A 15,837-nucleotide genomic window follows, 5' to 3' on the forward strand; every position below is an offset into this window, starting at 1 on the left:
TGGTCATGCGTTTTCTTGTCATCGGTGGAGCTGGGTATATCGGGTCCCATTTTGTATGGGAGGCTTTGCGCCAAGGTCATAGCTGTGTGGTGTACGATAACCTGAGCCGCGGCCACCGCGCATCGGTCCCTCGTGAAGTGAAACTCATCCAGGCCGATTTGCTCGACAAGGAAACGTTGCGAGCGACGCTGCGCGAGGATCACTTTGATGGTATTTTCCACTTTGCAGCGTTTGCCCTGGTGGGTGAATCAGTGACGGAACCGGATCTCTACTACGAAAATAACGGCGAGGGCGTGCGTTGTCTTTTGAACGCCATGCGTGCGGAGAAATCCACCGCTGGCCTCGTCTTCTCGTCAACCTGCGCGATCTTCGGCACGCCTCAGAAGGTGCCGATGGTCGAAAACGATCCCAAGGTTCCGATCTCGCCTTATGGTCGTTCCAAGTTGGTCGCTGAATGGTTGATTGAAGATGCGTGCCGTGCCTATGGCATCAAAGCCATGGCGCTTCGGTATTTCAATGCCTGCGGTGCGGATGCCAGCGGCGAAATCGGTGAGGATCATCAGCCTGAAACTCATCTGATTCCCAACGTTATTCTTTCCGCCATGTCTGGCAAGGAGCTGTCGATCTTCGGGCAGGATTTCCCGACCCGTGACGGCACCTGCGTCCGTGACTACATCCATGTTTCGGATCTTGCCGATGCCCACATTAAAGCCTGCCAGCATCTGCAGGCGCTGAAGCCTGGCGCTTTTGATGTGGTGAACCTTGGAACTGGGAATGGTTATAGCAATCTACAGATTGTGGAAGCCGTGGAACGCGTGCTGGGTCGAAAGATTGCCTATAAGTTTGCCGATCGCCGGCCCGGTGATCCAGCAGAACTTTATGCCGATAATGCCAAGGCCCGACAGGTCCTGGGTTATGTAAGCAAGCATTCAGATTTGGAAAATATTATCCGCACGTCCCTGGCCTGGCATAAATCGCATCCCAAAGGTTTTGCTTGATCTTGGTTCAGAACGGTCCCCGCGACCTCAAGCACGGATCGCGGGGATGATATTAAGACAAGGATTTGGATTGACCATCCAAAGTTAAAAGCCCCCGATAAAGATCGGGTCGGCGGTCGCGGAAAAAGCCCATGCCTGCGCGAAAGGTGCGGGCGGCTTTCAGGTCGATTTCAACCTGCAAAAGGCCGGCAAAATCGGCCTTTTTCTCGATCAGTTTATCACCACGGTAATCACAGATAAAACTGTGGCCATAGAAATCACAGCGACTGTTTTCAAACGTTTCCGTGCCGATACGATTGGCAGCAGCCACGAAACAGGAATTATGCACCGCATGCCCAATCATGGCTCGCTGCCACATATCAGGGGTGTTGGGTGTCTCGACCTGATCCGCTGGTTCTGAGCCGATTGCCGTCGGGTAAAGCAGCAGATCTGCTCCTTGCAAGGCCATGGCTCTGGCACATTCGGGGAACCACTGATCCCAGCAAATGCCGACACCGATGGAACCATAGCGGGTGTTCCAGGTTTTGAAACCCGTATCACCAGGATTGAAATAATATTTTTCCTCGTAACCAGGCCCATCGGGAATATGACTCTTGCGATAGACGCCCATCAGCGATCCATCGGCGTTGATCATCGCCAGACTATTAAAATGGGCCTGCCCCGCGCGCTCAAAAAAACTGATGGGCAGCACCAGCTGATGCTGCGCCGCAAGTTTTTGCATGCGCGCAAGGAAAGGATGCCCCTCGACCGGGTGGGCCCAGGAGAAGTATTCCTCACGCTCGAGCTGACAGAAATAATGGTTTTCAAAAAGTTCCGGCAGAAGAACCACCTGGGCTCCCTGCTTTGCGGCTTCCAGAATATAACGTTCAGCCTGGGCGACGTTGCCTGCAACATCCCGGCTCATGCTCATTTGGACGAGGGCCAATTGCAAACGACTCATGAGTTCTTCCTCCCGAATCAGCTGCGCGGCTGCTGCTGCGTCAGACAATGAAAACTTCCACCGCCCATGATGATGTGCCGTGAAGCCAGGCCGATCACCTGATGCTGGGGAAAGGCGCTGCGTAACACATCGAGGGCCAAGGCATCATTGCGGTCGCCATACTGTGGCACCAGCACGGCGCCGTTGGCTATATAAAAATTCGCGTAGGTCGGCGGCAACCGCGTGCCGTCGTCCAGGAAAAGTTTTTCCTCGGGCAGGGGCAGCTCGATCACCCGCAGATCCCGACCGTCCTTCAATCGTGTTCGACGCAGAATTTCCAAGTTCTCCTGCATCCGGGCAAAGTTCACATCATTGCGATCCGTAGTCACCGAAGTCAGGACTGTGGTGGCATCGGCAAAACGGGTGATGGTATCGACATGACCATCAGTGTGATCACCTTCCAGACCATCCTTGAGCCAGATCACCTGATCGATGCCCAGGTACTGAGACAATAATTTTTCCAGATCGGCTTTGCCCAGACTCGCATTGCGGGTAGGGGTCAGAAGACACTGCTCGGTGGTAATGCAGGCGCCCTCGCCATTGATTTCCAACGAGCCACCTTCCATCACGTAATTCGCATCGAAGCGCGGCAATTGCAGGATCTCAGCCAGGGCCAGCGGCACCTGGTTATCGAGCTCCCAATCGTACTTGCCGCCCCAGGCGTTGAAGCCCCAGTTGACGAAACTCAGGGCAGGTGCGTCGGCAGGGCTGCTACGTCCCTTCAAAAGGAAGATGGGGCCGTTATCGCGCATCCAGACATCGTTCAGCGGAATGCGATGCAGCGTGACATTGGGAACGCCTTCGAGTGCAGCGCGGGCACTGGCCTCGGCTTCCTCATCGCGGACGAGCAGATGGACCGGCTCAAAGCGGGCCAGTGTTTTGACCAATATGCTATATTCCTGACGCACCTGAGTCAGGTGGTCAAACCACATTTCTTCGTCAAAAGGCCAGCTCATCCAGGTGGCGCTGTGAGCCGCCCATTCCGCTGGCATGACAAGACCTAGATCACGGGGAAGACCGCTTAAAACCTGGGACATTTTAGGACTCCTCGGGGGTCAGAACCATCTTCAGCACATGGTCTATAGAGCGAGTTGGGGAGGCTTGCAAGGTCCAATTAGGCAGGGAGTGGGAAAATTGATTCTGGGAGGAGGCAATGCGAGGCAAAGGGTGCAGGCGCTGGCCCGAACGCCGGGCCAGACAGGAAAATTTAGTTTGTTTTCCAATCCAGGCTGCCTTTGTGCCGCTCGGTGTAGCAGGTCTTTTTATCAGTTGTGCAGACAAATGCCCGCACCATGTAGTCGACCTTGCCGGCCGGAGCTGCGCCGTCGAGTTCAGCTTTAACTTTAAACCCAGGGAGGCTATCGTCAAAGGTTAGGGTTGTGAACTTCCCTTCTTTCGTTTCCAGCTTCAGGCCTTTGGTGTTGATCAGCTCCAGCGTCCAAGGACCTTCCCTGCTGATCTGAACATAATCTTTCTCTGACTTCTTTTCCTCATTGAGAAGCTTGATTTTGAACGCGAGTTCCACAGTCTTGCCCTTGACAGAGCTCTGGGCTTTCACTTCGGAGTGCTTCACGCCCATACCAGTGAGAAAGAAAAAGCTGGAGGCAAGCAAAGCCACGGATCCAAGTTGTTTACGCATGATAAACCCTCAAATGAAACGTCAGTGCATCGAATTAAAGCGGCCTCGACGCAAAGCTCTTTTCTTGATGATATTCTTTCTCTGAACCGAAAGCACGGATGGCAAAGCTTCCAATCGTGAAATGACCGTTTCCAGATGCGCCAAGTTTCGAACGCCCAGCTCGAATTCCAGAATACCGGTCAGATCATTTTCAATTTTCACTTCGGCCTTGTGCACGTTCGCACCGTTGTTGCTCAACACGGTCGTCACTTCCGCCAGCACACCGGGTTTTTCCTGGGTGCGGAGACTAATGGAACAACGGTGATAAGCGGCTTCCACCTGCGCCTTCGACCACTCCACCTGCATCTTGCGGGCCGGATCCATATCCAGGGCCCTTGGACAGGTGCTGCGGTGAATCGTAACGCCACGGCCCCTTGTGATGAAACCAATGATCGGTTCACCGGGCAGCGGCGAACAGCATTTGCCAAGCGCGACCAGGACATCATCATAACCCGAAACAAGAATGCTGCCATGCGAGGTTTTGATCGGCTTGTCGGGTTTCGCCGGCTGATCAAGACCCTGGCGCTGAATTTGTTCCTGGATCGTTTCCTTGGGCTCAGGAGCTGGCAAAGCCTTGCTCAAAAGGTCCTTGGGATTCAGACGACCGTAGCCAATGGCAATCAGGATGTCTTCCAGGTTGCTTTCACGGCCCATCTTCACGAGCTTTGCGGCATCTCCGGATTTCTCCAGATCATCGAGCGTCATGCGACGCTTTTCCAGCTCCTGCACCAGGAGTTCGCGTCCGAGCTTGCGGCTTTTTTCACGCTGCTCGCTGCGCAGGAAGGAACGAATTTTATTCCGAGCCTTGGACGTGACGATGAACGCCAGCCAGTCTTTGCTGGGTCTTTGATGGGGCGAGGTCAGAACCTCGACGATATCCCCTGATTTCAGCCGCTTTTTGATCGGCGACATCTGGCCGTTGACCTTGACGCCGATACATTTGGTCCCGATATCACTGTGCACCGCAAAGGCAAAGTCCAGCGCCGTCGCATTCTGCGGCAAGGACAGCACGTCGCCCTTGGGTGTGAAGACAAAAATCTCTTCATCAAACAGGTCGACCTTCAGGGCTTCGAGAAATTCATCCGGATCCTTCAGCTCGTTCTGCCATTGCATGATCTGCCGCAACCACGAGAATTTCTGCGCGTCGTTGACATGAACACCTTTGTCACGATCCTTGTACGCCCAGTGAGCGGCCACACCGTATTCACAGGTCTCGTGCATTTCCTTGGTGCGGATTTGAATTTCCGCCGGTTCCCCGTTGGAGCGGATCACCGTGGTGTGCAGCGACTGGTAAAGGTTGGCCTTGGGCATGGCAATGTAGTCTTTGAAACGCCCGGGCATCGGCTTCCACATCGCGTGCACGACGCCGAGGGCTTCGTAGCAATCCTTGATGCTCGGCACGATGATACGGAAGGCGAAGAGGTCATGAATATCTTCGAATTCCAAATGCCGTTCCATCATTTTCTTATAGATGGAGAAGAAATGCTTGGGTCGACCATAGACCTGGGTCTCGGTGAACCCGTACTTGCGCAGCTCTTTTTCCAGCACCTCTTTCACTTCATTGATATAGGCCTGGCGCTGGGATTTCTTCGACGAAATCTTGCGGCGAATTTCCTGGTAGACTTCGTATTTCAGTGTGCGCAGGCAAAGGTCTTCCAGCTCGCTCTTGATACCGTAAATACCGAGGCGGTTGGCGAGCGGAGCATAGATGTCGAGCGTTTCCTGGGCAATGCGTTTACGCTTTTCAATGGTGAGATTGTCCATCGTCCGCATGTTGTGCAGGCGATCGCAGAGTTTGATCAGGATCACGCGCAGATCCTTGGCCATGGCCACGATCATTTTGCGAAAGTTTTCCGCCAGCTTTTCTTCATTGGAGCGGAATTTGATCTTGCTGATCTTGGTCAAACCATCGACGAGGTCGCGCACCTCGGTGCCGAAGAGCTGCTCGATTTCCTCGAGGGTTGCATTGGTATCTTCGACCGTATCATGCAGGATCGCAGCAACGATCGATGGGGTATCCAGCTTCAGCGTGGCCACGATACTGGCCACAGCCAAAGGATGCGTGATGTAAGGTTCGCCCGAGGCTCGTTTTTGCGGTGCATGGCATTTGGCAGCATACTCATAGGCCTTCTCGATCGGCTTTTTGTCGATCTGCGGCATATAGGTTTCGAGGCTCCGCAAGAGCCCCTGATATTCTTCCTCGGGAGTCGTTGGCGTCGGGAGCGGCAAAGTGCTGTTAGGATTAGGTATTTCTTTTTTAATGCGATCCGTTGTCATGCTCTCGACCTGGTCCCGGAATCTTTTATGGATTGCGTGACCTTAGGATGTTGCCGGGCTTCTGACATTCAGCCGCCCAGTTGCTGCTTAAGTCCCTTTATCCAATCGGCAGTTTTGAACTCTTCATTGAGTTTCTCACAGAGAAGCAAGCCTTCCTTCTGTCCCCTATGTTGAGGTTTATCACTCAGCACCAGGGTTTTCAACTCGGCAAAGGCTGTTTCAAGGTCGTGATTGACTAGAAACACATCGTAATCCTTGGCATTTTTTATTTCATCCAAGGCATTTTGAAAACGCAGCCAACGGTGGGGAAGGTGGTCCGATCCCCGGGATTCCAGCCGCTGCCAGAGGTCTTTTAAAGTGGGCGGCAGGATAAAAATACTGAACGCATTCCGAAGCAGAGGGCGGGCCTTATGCCAACCCTGAACGTCGATCTCTAAAAGTGGGTTTTTCCCAGCTTTTTCAATGCGTTGAAGCTCATCAATGCTGGTGCCATAAAGGTTGCCGTGGACCTCGGCCCATTCAATAAAAGCCTGGTTTTTTACCATGGCCTCGAATTCCGGACGCGAGACAAAGTGATAGTGGTCGCCTTCCCTTTCGCCTTTACGCGGGGCCCGAGTCGTGTGACTGATCGACATCTCCAGCTGGGGACATTCTTTCAGAAGCCGGCGATTAAGAGTTGTTTTCCCTGCACCCGATGGGGCTGACACCACAAATACTGTCATGATACGAAAATACTCCTGCGCAAGCTGTCTGCAGCTTATTCGATGTTGGCGACCTGTTGACGAAGGCGCTCAACAGCCTGTTTCAAACTCAGCGAATGCTGAGCGACTTCAAGCTGCGTGAGTTTATTGGAAATGGTGTTCACCTCTCTATGCATTTCCTGACATAGAAAATCCATGCGGCGGCCCACTTCTTCACCACCCTGGAGCAGCCTCTTGAATTCCACTTCGTGGGCGCTCAGGCGGGTCAATTCCTCTTCAATGTCCGAGCGGTCGATCAAAAGAGTAACTTCGGCCAGAAGTCGTTCCTCAGGAAGCATGCCGGTAATTTTCTGTCCCGTCTCTTCCAAAGAACTGAGCAGGCGCTCCAGCCGCTTTTTATAATTATCGAAGAGATGCTTTTGGATGACCTCGCGCTTGGATACGATGGCCTCCCGATCGGCCTGCATGCCTTCAATGATTTTCACAAACGCGGGTGTCAAAGCCTGGCCTTCGCTTTTTCTTTGCACCAGCACATTGCTCAAAGCCTTTTCCATGGCTGCGAAGATGCCGTCTTCATGCGCCCGCACCTGCTCTTCACTGCTGACTGCGAACTGATTTTCGAGAACGCCGTCGAGGCGCATGAGTTCGTAGGAACTCAGCGGTTTCATGGTGATGCCCGCGGCCTGCGCCAGCGCCTGGCTGGCCGCCAGATAGTGCGAGACGGCTCTGGTATTCAGTTGAGGCAGACCGGCTGCACGATCATTGGGAACCAGATCCAGAAAGACGTCGACCTTGCCGCGCATGATTTTTTCTTTCACGCGGTTGATCAAGGACGGCTCCAGGGCAATAAGGCTGCGCGGCATTTTGATTGAGATGTCGCAGAAACGTGAATTGAGAGTGCGAATCTCACAGCGATAGGTGGTGGTCGAGCTCGTTGACTCGCCGCTGCCAAAGGCTGTCATGCTTTTTAGGCTCACGATGGCTCCATGGGTGATTCTTTGAGGCGAGAATCGCAAAAAATCTCTTTCATTCGATCAACTTTTGGAAAATACCCGCCTGGAAGGCTTTGTTCAACCCATCTTTCGGCCGGCGACGGGGTGTTTTCCTGCTGGTCGGATGGGGTCGTTTTGAGCTACCATAATCGAAAGAGGCTTTTCAGGCCTGGGTTTCAGGAAAAGAGAGGAACGTGGTCAGTTTCAATCTCGTCTTTCACGTCGGGTCCGCGGTCGCTTGTTTGCTTCTCATCTATGCTTTGCTAAGACTGCAAAGCCTGGTCCGCTTTCATGGGCAGCTTTGGCAAAGCCTGGATCCAGCCCGCACCCTCGTTCAGCTGGATTGGCCGGCCTTGTTCCTGCAGCGGTTTGGCAAGGCTCTGGACATCCCGGTCGAAGGTTCAAGTGAGAAAGGGCAGCCATGCCGTATCCAGATGGGAGTTTGGACTGCCGCTCATCTGCAACTGCGCTTGACACGCATCGTATGGACATCAGCTCACGATGTGAGCGTTGAAGTGCGAAACCACGACGCAACTGGAACATGGTCCCGGCAGTTGGAAGATGCCCTTGGCGGGGCTGTGAACGTTCAATTGCAGACCAGAGAAATGAAATCAACGTAAGGAGTGTGATGACGATGGCTGGAACCTGGAGCCGTCTTACAGTGTTGGTGTGCTTTTTCGCAGCAGCGGGTTGCCAGACCTTGAATTCAGGCGCCCCCGTGGAGAGGCCTCAAATCACGCGGGACATGAAACTCGAAGACGCCTATCGCAATGCGGTGGCGTATGGCGACGATACGCTGCCGGTTCTTCGCGAATTGGCGCGCGATCGTAATCAAACCGCGGAACTGCACAAGATCGCCGAAGGTGACCTTTTGCAGGAATATGATCGTCTTCCCACACCTGTGCTTTTGAACGTGGCGCATATCTATCGCGTCACCGGCAGCTCGATGAATCCCGACGTTTTGAACCGCATGGCCCGTTCCCGCCAGGAAGCTGTTCGCCGCATCGGCTGGCGTTTGGCTGCGACGCGTCCTTCAGCGGAAATGGGACGAACGATTGAAACGATATTAAGTGAAGCCCTGACCAAGGGTCGTGAAGGCGACATGCTGGTGCCCGAGATGGCCAGTGCCGTTCAGGAAAATGGTATCAAGAGCGCGTATAGTTATTTGGTGCTGGGGCTGATGCAGCAGGGCGCTCCCGAATATGCGAATGCCATGCTGGCTCTGGACGCGGGCAAGGCTTCCACTCCTTTTATTGATTATCTGAACAGGGCTGATCTTGAAGATTTGCGGCAGCTGAATCAGAAGACAGTGAATCTTCTGACCTGCACGGTGATTTTCCGCTTTTTCTCGGAAAATCCTTTGCCTTTGAATCACCCTGGAATGCCGATCCTCTTTCAGTATGCGGTCTCGCGCAACCGAGCACTTTCCGAAATGGCTTTTGCCGTTTTGGAGAAACATATTCCTGACAATCGTTTGGCGTTGGCCGTGCTTCTGTCGCGTCAGCCGGTGCCCGTTCAGATTGCTTTCATTGAGAGTTCGCAGCGGGAAACGACGGCCAATATCCGCCTGTTTCTCGACAATATGAAAGAGGTGGCTCAGCAGAAGGAAGTTATCGAGGAGTTGAACGCGCAGCAGGGTGCTGTGGAGAAATGATCAGCCTCGAGGAGTTGAACGCGCAGCAGGGTGCTGTGGAGAAGTAACCAGCCACTCCATGATCAACATCCGCGCGTTGGGATTCAGGGGCAGAAGAAAATGATTGGCCCTTTGGATCAGCTGCGACGTACTTGAAAGTGTTTGACCATACGACCCTCTCGCCAATGAATCCCGACTTCCATAAATCAAACGGGTCGGGATCTTCAACTTTTTCAAAGCCTCTTTCACATCGACTGTTTTCAGCAAGTGTCCCACAAACTGCGGATAACTCAGGCCCACGTCAGCTGGCATCCGAATCGGAAAACGCGTCCGGCGGATCGGGCCGAATGCAGGAAAGCTGGCGTCCCAACCGTACCGCAGAAGCTGCTGCCACCAGCTTTTATGGGCAAAACTGCAAGCCTCGCCCACGATGAATCCTGTCGTCAGCTCCACCTGTTCCGGAAGCGCCATGAGAATGAGCGATGCACATGGCATCGTGCCGTTGGCTGCCCATTGCAAAGCAGCAAGCGCTCCGAGGCTATAGCCCACAGCTTCCACGTTTTGCAGCGCGGGCATGAGTTCGGGAAGAAGTTGAGGCAAAAACATTCCGGTGCGGGCAAAACTTGATGCACTCAGTTCCGTCGTGCTGCTTTGACCGTGACCGGGCAGATCGAAAGCGAAGACAGCGCGTCCGCTTTTCAAAAGATCAAGGATTAAATTCTCCCAGCAAAACAAAGCATCGTTTCCCGTGCCGTGAAAAAGGATGGTGCAAACCGCTACCAAAGTCGAACCGGGTTGAAAAAGATGCCAGGCAGTTTGGGACTGCGCATGCGGATCGTCGCAAAGTCCGCGTGTATAGGAAGCTCCCAACGCGTCCAGCTCGGCTTGCAAGGCTTTGGGGAGAAGCGTTCCCGTTCGCAGCAGGGTAGAGTTCAAGTTCAACCACTCCCAATTTCCTGGTGTTGACGAAGTCCACGATCCTCGCTAGCCTGATAAATATATTTTAAAGGGGCTGGACTAGCAATGGAGCGATGCAACGGTCCGTTACTTGAAAACTATCTGGCAACCTATGGCTGGACCTTTCGCAGTACGGGCGATCATGAATGGAAGACGGGATTCCAGGGGCAGGATCGAAGCTTCCCGCTGCGCATCAGTCTGACGGAAACCTGGATAGGCTTTCATATTGAGCCCTATTTGGGGCTTGAGATCGATTGGGAAAGCTGGCCGGAAATCGCCCGCTGCCTGCTGGAACTCAACGGCCGCAGCTCCATGGTCAGGCTTAGCCTTTGCGAACAGGGCCGGATTGAAATGGGCCTTGAAGTCCTCAATAAGCAGTTCTGCTATGAATCCTTCTGCACCTGCATTGGCCTTTTGGGCTTCTATGCAGACCAGTTCTATGACGAGATCCTGGGACGTCTCGATAGCATTGGTTTTAAGTATACGGAAAGCTTGAAACTTCTCACCTGATTCAACCCCTGTGCCAAACCTCTGCAACGGAAGTGGCTTCAACTTTATCCGGTAATCACCGATAGAGATGGAGATAATTTCCGTGCAGGAGCTTCAGGGCAATGTCGTCACCGGAACCTGTGACAAAAATTGGGCCCTACGTTGTTGAGTACGAGGTCGGCGCAGGCGGTCTCGGGCGCGTATTTCGTTCCACCGATCCTCGGACCGGTCGGGCGGTTGCGGTCAAAATTTTGCATGATCGTTATCAGGAGAGTCGCAAGTTCCTGGGTATATTCCACCGGGAGCTTTTGATCGTCGCACGTCTGAAGCATAAGCATATTGTGGAATATATTGATGCGAGCTTTGATCCACCCAGCTGCTATATCGTCACTGAATTTATCGATGGCTGGTCGCTCTATAAAATGATGCGACACTTCGGGCGCGTGCCACCACTCGTGGCTTTGTGCGTGGCTATTGATATTTTGCAGGGCATTGATTATCTGCACCTGCACGATACGATTCATTCGGATCTTTCCAGTCCCAACGTTTTGATTTCCAATACCGGTAAAGTCCTGCTGACTGACTTTGGTCTGGCCTGCAACGGTGAAGTGGAAAACTATAAGAACTATATGGTCGGAACTCCGGGGTACTACTCGCCCGAGCACGTGGTGGAATCTTCCATCACGCCGCAGTCCGATCTTTACTGTGTGGGCCTTCTGCTGTTTGAAATGGTCACCGGTGAAAAAGCCGTGAAGGCCAGCAAGAAGCGGGATGAAATTCTTTCATCCATGAAGAATATCGATTTTTCGGCGGTTCGTTGCGATGATCGCCGCATGCAGTCGATGCTGCGGAATCTCTTGAAGAAGGCGCTGAAGTATAAACTCGGCAGCCGCCATAAGAATGCGGAATCGATGATTGTCGATGTTTACAAGATCTTGAAACGCTTTGATATCCGTTATTCCCGCTATGCCATTCGCCAGTTCCTGGCTGATGGGGAACTCGCCGCGCCCTTGCCAGATAAATATGTGCAGGATATCTACGCGGGCTACGAGCGTAAGTAAGACCTAGCCTGCTTCCATTTTATAATGGGCCAGACTCCAGCGATGGACTCTTTTCTGGCAAGGCCTTGTGTAGGTCTCGCTCGAAAAGGCCACAGTCGTCTTCAATCCACCATCGAAGCAATCCAGGATTTCCGTCAGCTCCGTGAGTTGGGCCCCAGGAATATGATGCGGAACAAAATTATCCGTAATCAGATAGAACTCACCCACCTTCTGGAGATCCGACCAGCGCCATGGATTCATGGCTTCACGACGAATCAATTCCGAAGTTCGGGCAATGCCAGGCCACTGCTGAATTTTTAAAGACGGAGCATGAAACGCGAGCTGGCTGGCATTCTGATAGGTATCCATGAAAACGGGAGCGGGCAGAGCTTGCAGAAGGGCACTGAGTTCGCGATAGCCGTGTGTTTCTTTAAGCAGGCGATCCTTGTGTGGCTGTGTCCCAGGCAGAGGTTGATGATTGTGCAGAGTCAGCAGCAGAGTAAGGACCAGATTCGCAGCCGCAGCTCCAATCATGACCTTGGGTGACAGGCGATAGGATTGGGTGATCACAATCGCGGCCCCGACCAGGTACATGGCGGGCCAATTGGCTTCGATAAATTGAAATGGGCTCAGAAGGGCGAAAAGGCCCACAGGCACGATAAAAGCAGCCCAGGCGAGGGCTTTCAATTCCGGTTTCTGCCAAGCCGTAGGCACCCGTTGCCGCTTGATCATGGCGATCAGAAGTGGCACGAGCAGCAGGCCCCAGAGCCCGATTTGTCCACCGATATAGCCGAAAAAATTATTCACGCGTTTGAGCCAGAGAGGTTTGGGCGGCTTGGGCTTTTTTATTTCATCATCGGGCAGTTTAAAATAGTTGGCGAGACGCGTCTCAATCCCATCTTTGGGAGCGTCCACGGCCCGGGGCAGGTCGGTTCCGCTTTTCATATCGACCGTATAAACGCTCATGAGCCCGCGGCCAAACTGAAAGCGCAGAGTGATCCAATCATTTTGATTCAGCCACAGCAAATGAGGCAGCATGGTCAGTACACAAACTACGCCTCCCAGATAGGGCCAGACCTTGGTTAGATGTCGCGGACGAGCCAGCAGTCCAATCAAAAAAACCGGACCGATCAGCGCCATCGTATATTTTCCCATGAATCCCAAACCCGTGAAGAATCCGGCGCTGAGCCAGCGTTTGGGATTATCATCCAGGGCCGCGGCGGCTTCATGCAAGGCCAGTATCCAGCAAAAGATCATGGGTATATCAGGCGTCGTGATATACCCTTGAATGACCGCGGCCGCGCTACAGCTGGCGAGAATCAAGGCCTGGCCGAGGCGTGTGCTATCCTTAAGACCCATGCGGCGAAATAAACTGAAGAGCACCGGCAGGGAGAGCAGACTGAGAAGGAACGTTCCGAGCCTGGAGAATAAAGCCGAGCCTGGGACAAGATTCCCAGCGGCGGATAAGAAGGCCACCAGCGGCGGGTGATCAAAGTAACCGCCATCCAGAAACCGACTCCACAGAAAATAATAAGCCTCATCCTGAGCCGGCGGCAACCAGATCGCATTGATCAAGCGGGTTAAAGCCAAAGCGACCAATAAAACAATAAAAGCTGTGCGAGGCAACGCAGCGGACAAGTTGTCTTCCTTCCTTCAAAAAGAGGGCAGTCGGCGGATGAGTCGATGGATCAGCTGAGTCTGACGCTTGAGACTGGTTTGCGTGCGAACGGCCTGCGAAAGGGCTCCCGGCGTGCCGACCAAAATTGCCAGGCGGCGTGCGCGCGTCAGAGCCGTATAAATAAGATTGCGCTGCAGCATGATGAAATGCTGCATGCTGACCGGAATGATGACGACGGGAAATTCACTGCCCTGCGATTTATGAATGGTGATGGCATAGGCCAGCTTCAGATCATAGGTTTGATCTTTGGAATAGGTCACCTTGCGATCGCCAAAGTTCACCAGCACCTGCCCGCCATCGAAACCGGCATGTTCGATAAAACCGATATCACCGTTGAAGACGTTCAGTTCGTAATTGTTGACGGTTTGTATGACCTTGTCCCCGGGCCGAAAACTCGAAGTTTCCGTCTCCAGTTTTTCGCCAAATTTTTGCACGGGGTTCAATAGATTCTGAAGTTCTTCATTCAAAAGCGTTGTTCCCAAGGGTCCCTTATTCATCGGCGTCAGCACCTGCACGTCGCGCATGACGTTGTACGGAGTTTTTTCCGGCAGGGATTTGGCCAGCAGGTCCTTGATCGCTTCCTTGATGGCTTCGGGATCATTGATGGTCAGGAACTGGCAGTCGCTCGGACCCTCAGGGAAAACAGGGTTCTCACCACGGTTGATAGCGTGGGCCATCTGCACGATATGCGAGCCAGCCGCCTGGCGGAAGATGCGGCTCAGCTTGGTGAAAGGCACCACACCCGATTCAATCATATCGCGCAGGACGTTGCCGGGTCCGACCGAGGGCAGCTGATCCACATCACCGATAAAAATAATCTGGGCATCATCCTTCACCGCGCGCATCAGCGAGGCAGCCAGATGCACATCCAGCATGGAGGCTTCATCAACGATGATAACCTGAGCCTCGAGCGGTGTGACTTCATCGCGCATAAAGCAGTGTTCCGTGGCCGACCATTCCAAAAGCCGGTGAATGGTCTTGGCTCCAATCGCGGCCACTTCCGACAGCCTTTGGGCCGCGCGGCCCGTGGGTGCAGCCAGAGACACGGATTTATTCATTTTAATCAGCAAACGAATAATGGCATTGGCGGTGGTCGTCTTGCCCACGCCCGGACCACCGGTCAGGACAAAAACCCGGTGACTCACGGCTTTGCGCACGGCATCGAGCTGTTCCGCGGAAAAGCTGGCGCCTGACATGCTTGAATAGCTTTGCAGCCAGCGATCGATGCGCTCGGTCTGATCGCCCATATCCAAGTGGTGGCGAAGGAGGTCACTCAGTTTTTCAGCAACGCGAGTCTCGGCCTGGAAGGTGCGGGCCGAATAATAGATATCAAGCGTCGCGCCATCATCGAGAATGGATTCGTCAAAGACCAGACAGCCTTCCTCGATGAGTCCACCCAAAGCGACTTCCATCAATTCATCAATGCGCGGCTGCGGCAGGCGGAGGAGACGACTCAAACCTTCCGTAATCTGGACCCGGGTTTGATAGCAGTGGCCTTCCTCTTCGGCCTGTTCCAATTGAAATAGAATGGCCGCGCTGATCCGTGTGGGTGCATCCAGATCCAGGCCCATCTTCAAAGCGATTTCATCGGCGGAAAGAAAACCAATGCCATCGATGTCACGGGCGAGGCGATAGGGATCCTGTTCGATCACGGAACGGGTTTCATCGCCGTAACTTTGAATGATGCGATTGACAAAGTTGGGGCTGATGCCGAGTTCGGTCAGAAACATCTCGGTATCGCGGTGCCGCTTTCTTTCGTTCCAGGAGGCGATGATCTGCTTTTTCTTTTTACTGCCGATGTTCTCGACTTCCATGAGCCGCTCCGGATCATGGTCCAGGACATGCAAAGTCTTGAGGCCGAAGTGATCCACGATGCGTTTGGCCGTAACCTCGCCAATGCCCCGAATCAGACCGGATTTAAGGTAGCGCAGGATCCCGGAAACGGACGCAGGGCTGCTGGCTGTATAGCGTGAGACCTTGAATTGTTTGCCATATTTCTGGTTTTCGACCCAACTCCCCCACATTTGGTAGGATTCGCCGACCGAAATACGTCCAAATTGACCAGTGGCCGTGACCATTCGGTCATCGGCCTCGAGGCGCAGGCGAACCACGGACCAGCCGTTTTCCGTATTTTGATAAGAGATTTTCTGCAGTTCCCCCTGCAAAGACTCTCCGGATTCGTTCTCGATCACTCGTGCACCTTTTTTTGGAGGGACCTTTCGACCTGGGGGCCGTCCTAGTTTTTTAAAAAAAATTCACAAATTTCGCAAGTTGTGCCTCGCCGGGTCCCGGCTTTTAGGCTTTTTACGCAGGCAGGTTTAGGACCTTCAATCCAATCGGCCAATCAGCCGATAATAAGTGTATGAGCGGAGAAAAGGATTTCTTACCTCAAGGATATCCGGGCTTTCCCCCTAG

14 protein-coding genes are annotated in these 15,837 nt (G+C 53.4%); 5 read left to right on the plus strand and 9 right to left on the minus strand.

Annotated elements, in window-relative coordinates:
- The first annotated feature begins 5 nt into the window (after positions 1-5).
- Positions 6-998 carry a UDP-glucose 4-epimerase GalE gene (gene galE, locus VE954_RS41000; RefSeq protein ID WP_324964145.1) on the plus strand — a complete coding sequence of 331 codons (993 nt, stop codon included), beginning with the start codon at positions 6-8 and terminating at the stop codon, positions 996-998.
- 52 nt (positions 999-1,050) lie between these two features.
- On the opposite strand, the gene aguB is transcribed toward galE, so the two are convergent.
- The 6 genes from aguB to VE954_RS41030 form a co-directional block, all read right to left on the minus strand.
- The gene (gene aguB, locus VE954_RS41005) at positions 1,051-1,938 is read right to left on the minus strand and encodes an N-carbamoylputrescine amidase (RefSeq protein ID WP_349263873.1); all 888 of its coding nucleotides are present in this window, start codon (positions 1,936-1,938) and stop codon (positions 1,051-1,053) included.
- A gap of 17 nt (positions 1,939-1,955) precedes the next feature.
- On the minus strand, positions 1,956-3,014 hold the full coding sequence (locus tag VE954_RS41010; RefSeq protein WP_324964150.1) for an agmatine deiminase family protein: 1,059 nt from the start codon (positions 3,012-3,014) through the stop codon (positions 1,956-1,958).
- Between the two features lie 170 nt (positions 3,015-3,184).
- Positions 3,185-3,616 (minus strand): hypothetical protein, encoded by a 432-nt coding sequence (locus VE954_RS41015; protein WP_324964152.1) that lies wholly within the window; start codon positions 3,614-3,616, stop codon positions 3,185-3,187.
- A gap of 21 nt (positions 3,617-3,637) precedes the next feature.
- A complete protein-coding gene (locus VE954_RS41020) occupies positions 3,638-5,932 on the minus strand; it encodes a bifunctional (p)ppGpp synthetase/guanosine-3',5'-bis(diphosphate) 3'-pyrophosphohydrolase (RefSeq protein WP_324964154.1) in 2,295 nt (764 codons plus the stop codon).
- 68 nt (positions 5,933-6,000) lie between these two features.
- Complete coding sequence (gene gmk, locus VE954_RS41025) at positions 6,001-6,654, minus strand: guanylate kinase (protein ID WP_324964156.1); 654 nt, start codon at positions 6,652-6,654, stop codon at positions 6,001-6,003.
- A 35-nt stretch (positions 6,655-6,689) separates the two neighbouring features.
- Entirely contained in the window at positions 6,690-7,610 is a 921-nt protein-coding gene (locus VE954_RS41030; protein ID WP_324964158.1) for a YicC/YloC family endoribonuclease, read from the minus strand.
- A gap of 209 nt (positions 7,611-7,819) precedes the next feature.
- Between VE954_RS41030 and VE954_RS41035 the strand changes: the two genes are divergently transcribed.
- Both VE954_RS41035 and VE954_RS41040 read left to right on the plus strand, forming a co-directional pair.
- Positions 7,820-8,245 (plus strand): hypothetical protein, encoded by a 426-nt coding sequence (locus VE954_RS41035; RefSeq protein ID WP_324964160.1) that lies wholly within the window; start codon positions 7,820-7,822, stop codon positions 8,243-8,245.
- Between the two features lie 14 nt (positions 8,246-8,259).
- The gene (locus VE954_RS41040) at positions 8,260-9,279 is read left to right on the plus strand and encodes a hypothetical protein (RefSeq protein WP_324964162.1); all 1,020 of its coding nucleotides are present in this window, start codon (positions 8,260-8,262) and stop codon (positions 9,277-9,279) included.
- Here VE954_RS41040 and VE954_RS41045 read toward each other — a convergent pair whose 3' ends face one another.
- Positions 9,280-10,194, minus strand: a complete 915-nt coding sequence (locus VE954_RS41045; protein ID WP_324964164.1) for an alpha/beta fold hydrolase — start codon at positions 10,192-10,194, stop codon at positions 9,280-9,282.
- A gap of 87 nt (positions 10,195-10,281) precedes the next feature.
- Here VE954_RS41045 and VE954_RS41050 point away from each other — a divergent pair, with 87 nt between their 5' ends.
- A complete protein-coding gene (locus tag VE954_RS41050) occupies positions 10,282-10,725 on the plus strand; it encodes a hypothetical protein (RefSeq protein ID WP_324964165.1) in 444 nt (147 codons plus the stop codon).
- A gap of 101 nt (positions 10,726-10,826) precedes the next feature.
- A complete protein-coding gene (locus VE954_RS41055; RefSeq protein WP_324964167.1) occupies positions 10,827-11,765 on the plus strand; it encodes a serine/threonine-protein kinase in 939 nt (312 codons plus the stop codon).
- Between the two features lie 3 nt (positions 11,766-11,768).
- On the opposite strand, the gene VE954_RS41060 is transcribed toward VE954_RS41055, so the two are convergent.
- Positions 11,769-13,382, minus strand: a complete 1,614-nt coding sequence (locus tag VE954_RS41060) for an ArnT family glycosyltransferase (RefSeq protein WP_324964170.1) — start codon at positions 13,380-13,382, stop codon at positions 11,769-11,771.
- A 15-nt stretch (positions 13,383-13,397) separates the two neighbouring features.
- Complete coding sequence (locus VE954_RS41065; RefSeq protein WP_324964172.1) at positions 13,398-15,614, minus strand: ATP-dependent RecD-like DNA helicase; 2,217 nt, start codon at positions 15,612-15,614, stop codon at positions 13,398-13,400.
- Between the last annotated feature and the right edge of the window lie 223 nt (positions 15,615-15,837).

This window comes from Oligoflexus sp. (genome assembly GCF_035638955.1).
GTDB lineage: Bacteria > Bdellovibrionota_B > Oligoflexia > Oligoflexales > Oligoflexaceae > Oligoflexus.

What these genes read in the sequence shown, in the direction of transcription:
- VE954_RS41040 (WP_324964162.1), top strand. Translation starts at nt 8,260, where the DNA reads ATGGCTGGAACCTGGAGCCGTCTTACAGTGTTGGTGTGCTTTTTCGCA.
- aguB (WP_349263873.1), bottom strand. Translation starts at nt 1,938, where the DNA reads ATGAGTCGTTTGCAATTGGCCCTCGTCCAAATGAGCATGAGCCGGGAT.
- VE954_RS41010 (WP_324964150.1), bottom strand. Translation starts at nt 3,014, where the DNA reads ATGTCCCAGGTTTTAAGCGGTCTTCCCCGTGATCTAGGTCTTGTCATG.
- galE (WP_324964145.1), top strand. Translation starts at nt 6, where the DNA reads ATGCGTTTTCTTGTCATCGGTGGAGCTGGGTATATCGGGTCCCATTTT.
- VE954_RS41050 (WP_324964165.1), top strand. Translation starts at nt 10,282, where the DNA reads ATGGAGCGATGCAACGGTCCGTTACTTGAAAACTATCTGGCAACCTAT.
- VE954_RS41055 (WP_324964167.1), top strand. Translation starts at nt 10,827, where the DNA reads ATGTCGTCACCGGAACCTGTGACAAAAATTGGGCCCTACGTTGTTGAG.
- VE954_RS41015 (WP_324964152.1), bottom strand. Translation starts at nt 3,616, where the DNA reads ATGCGTAAACAACTTGGATCCGTGGCTTTGCTTGCCTCCAGCTTTTTC.
- VE954_RS41020 (WP_324964154.1), bottom strand. Translation starts at nt 5,932, where the DNA reads ATGACAACGGATCGCATTAAAAAAGAAATACCTAATCCTAACAGCACT.
- gmk (WP_324964156.1), bottom strand. Translation starts at nt 6,654, where the DNA reads ATGACAGTATTTGTGGTGTCAGCCCCATCGGGTGCAGGGAAAACAACT.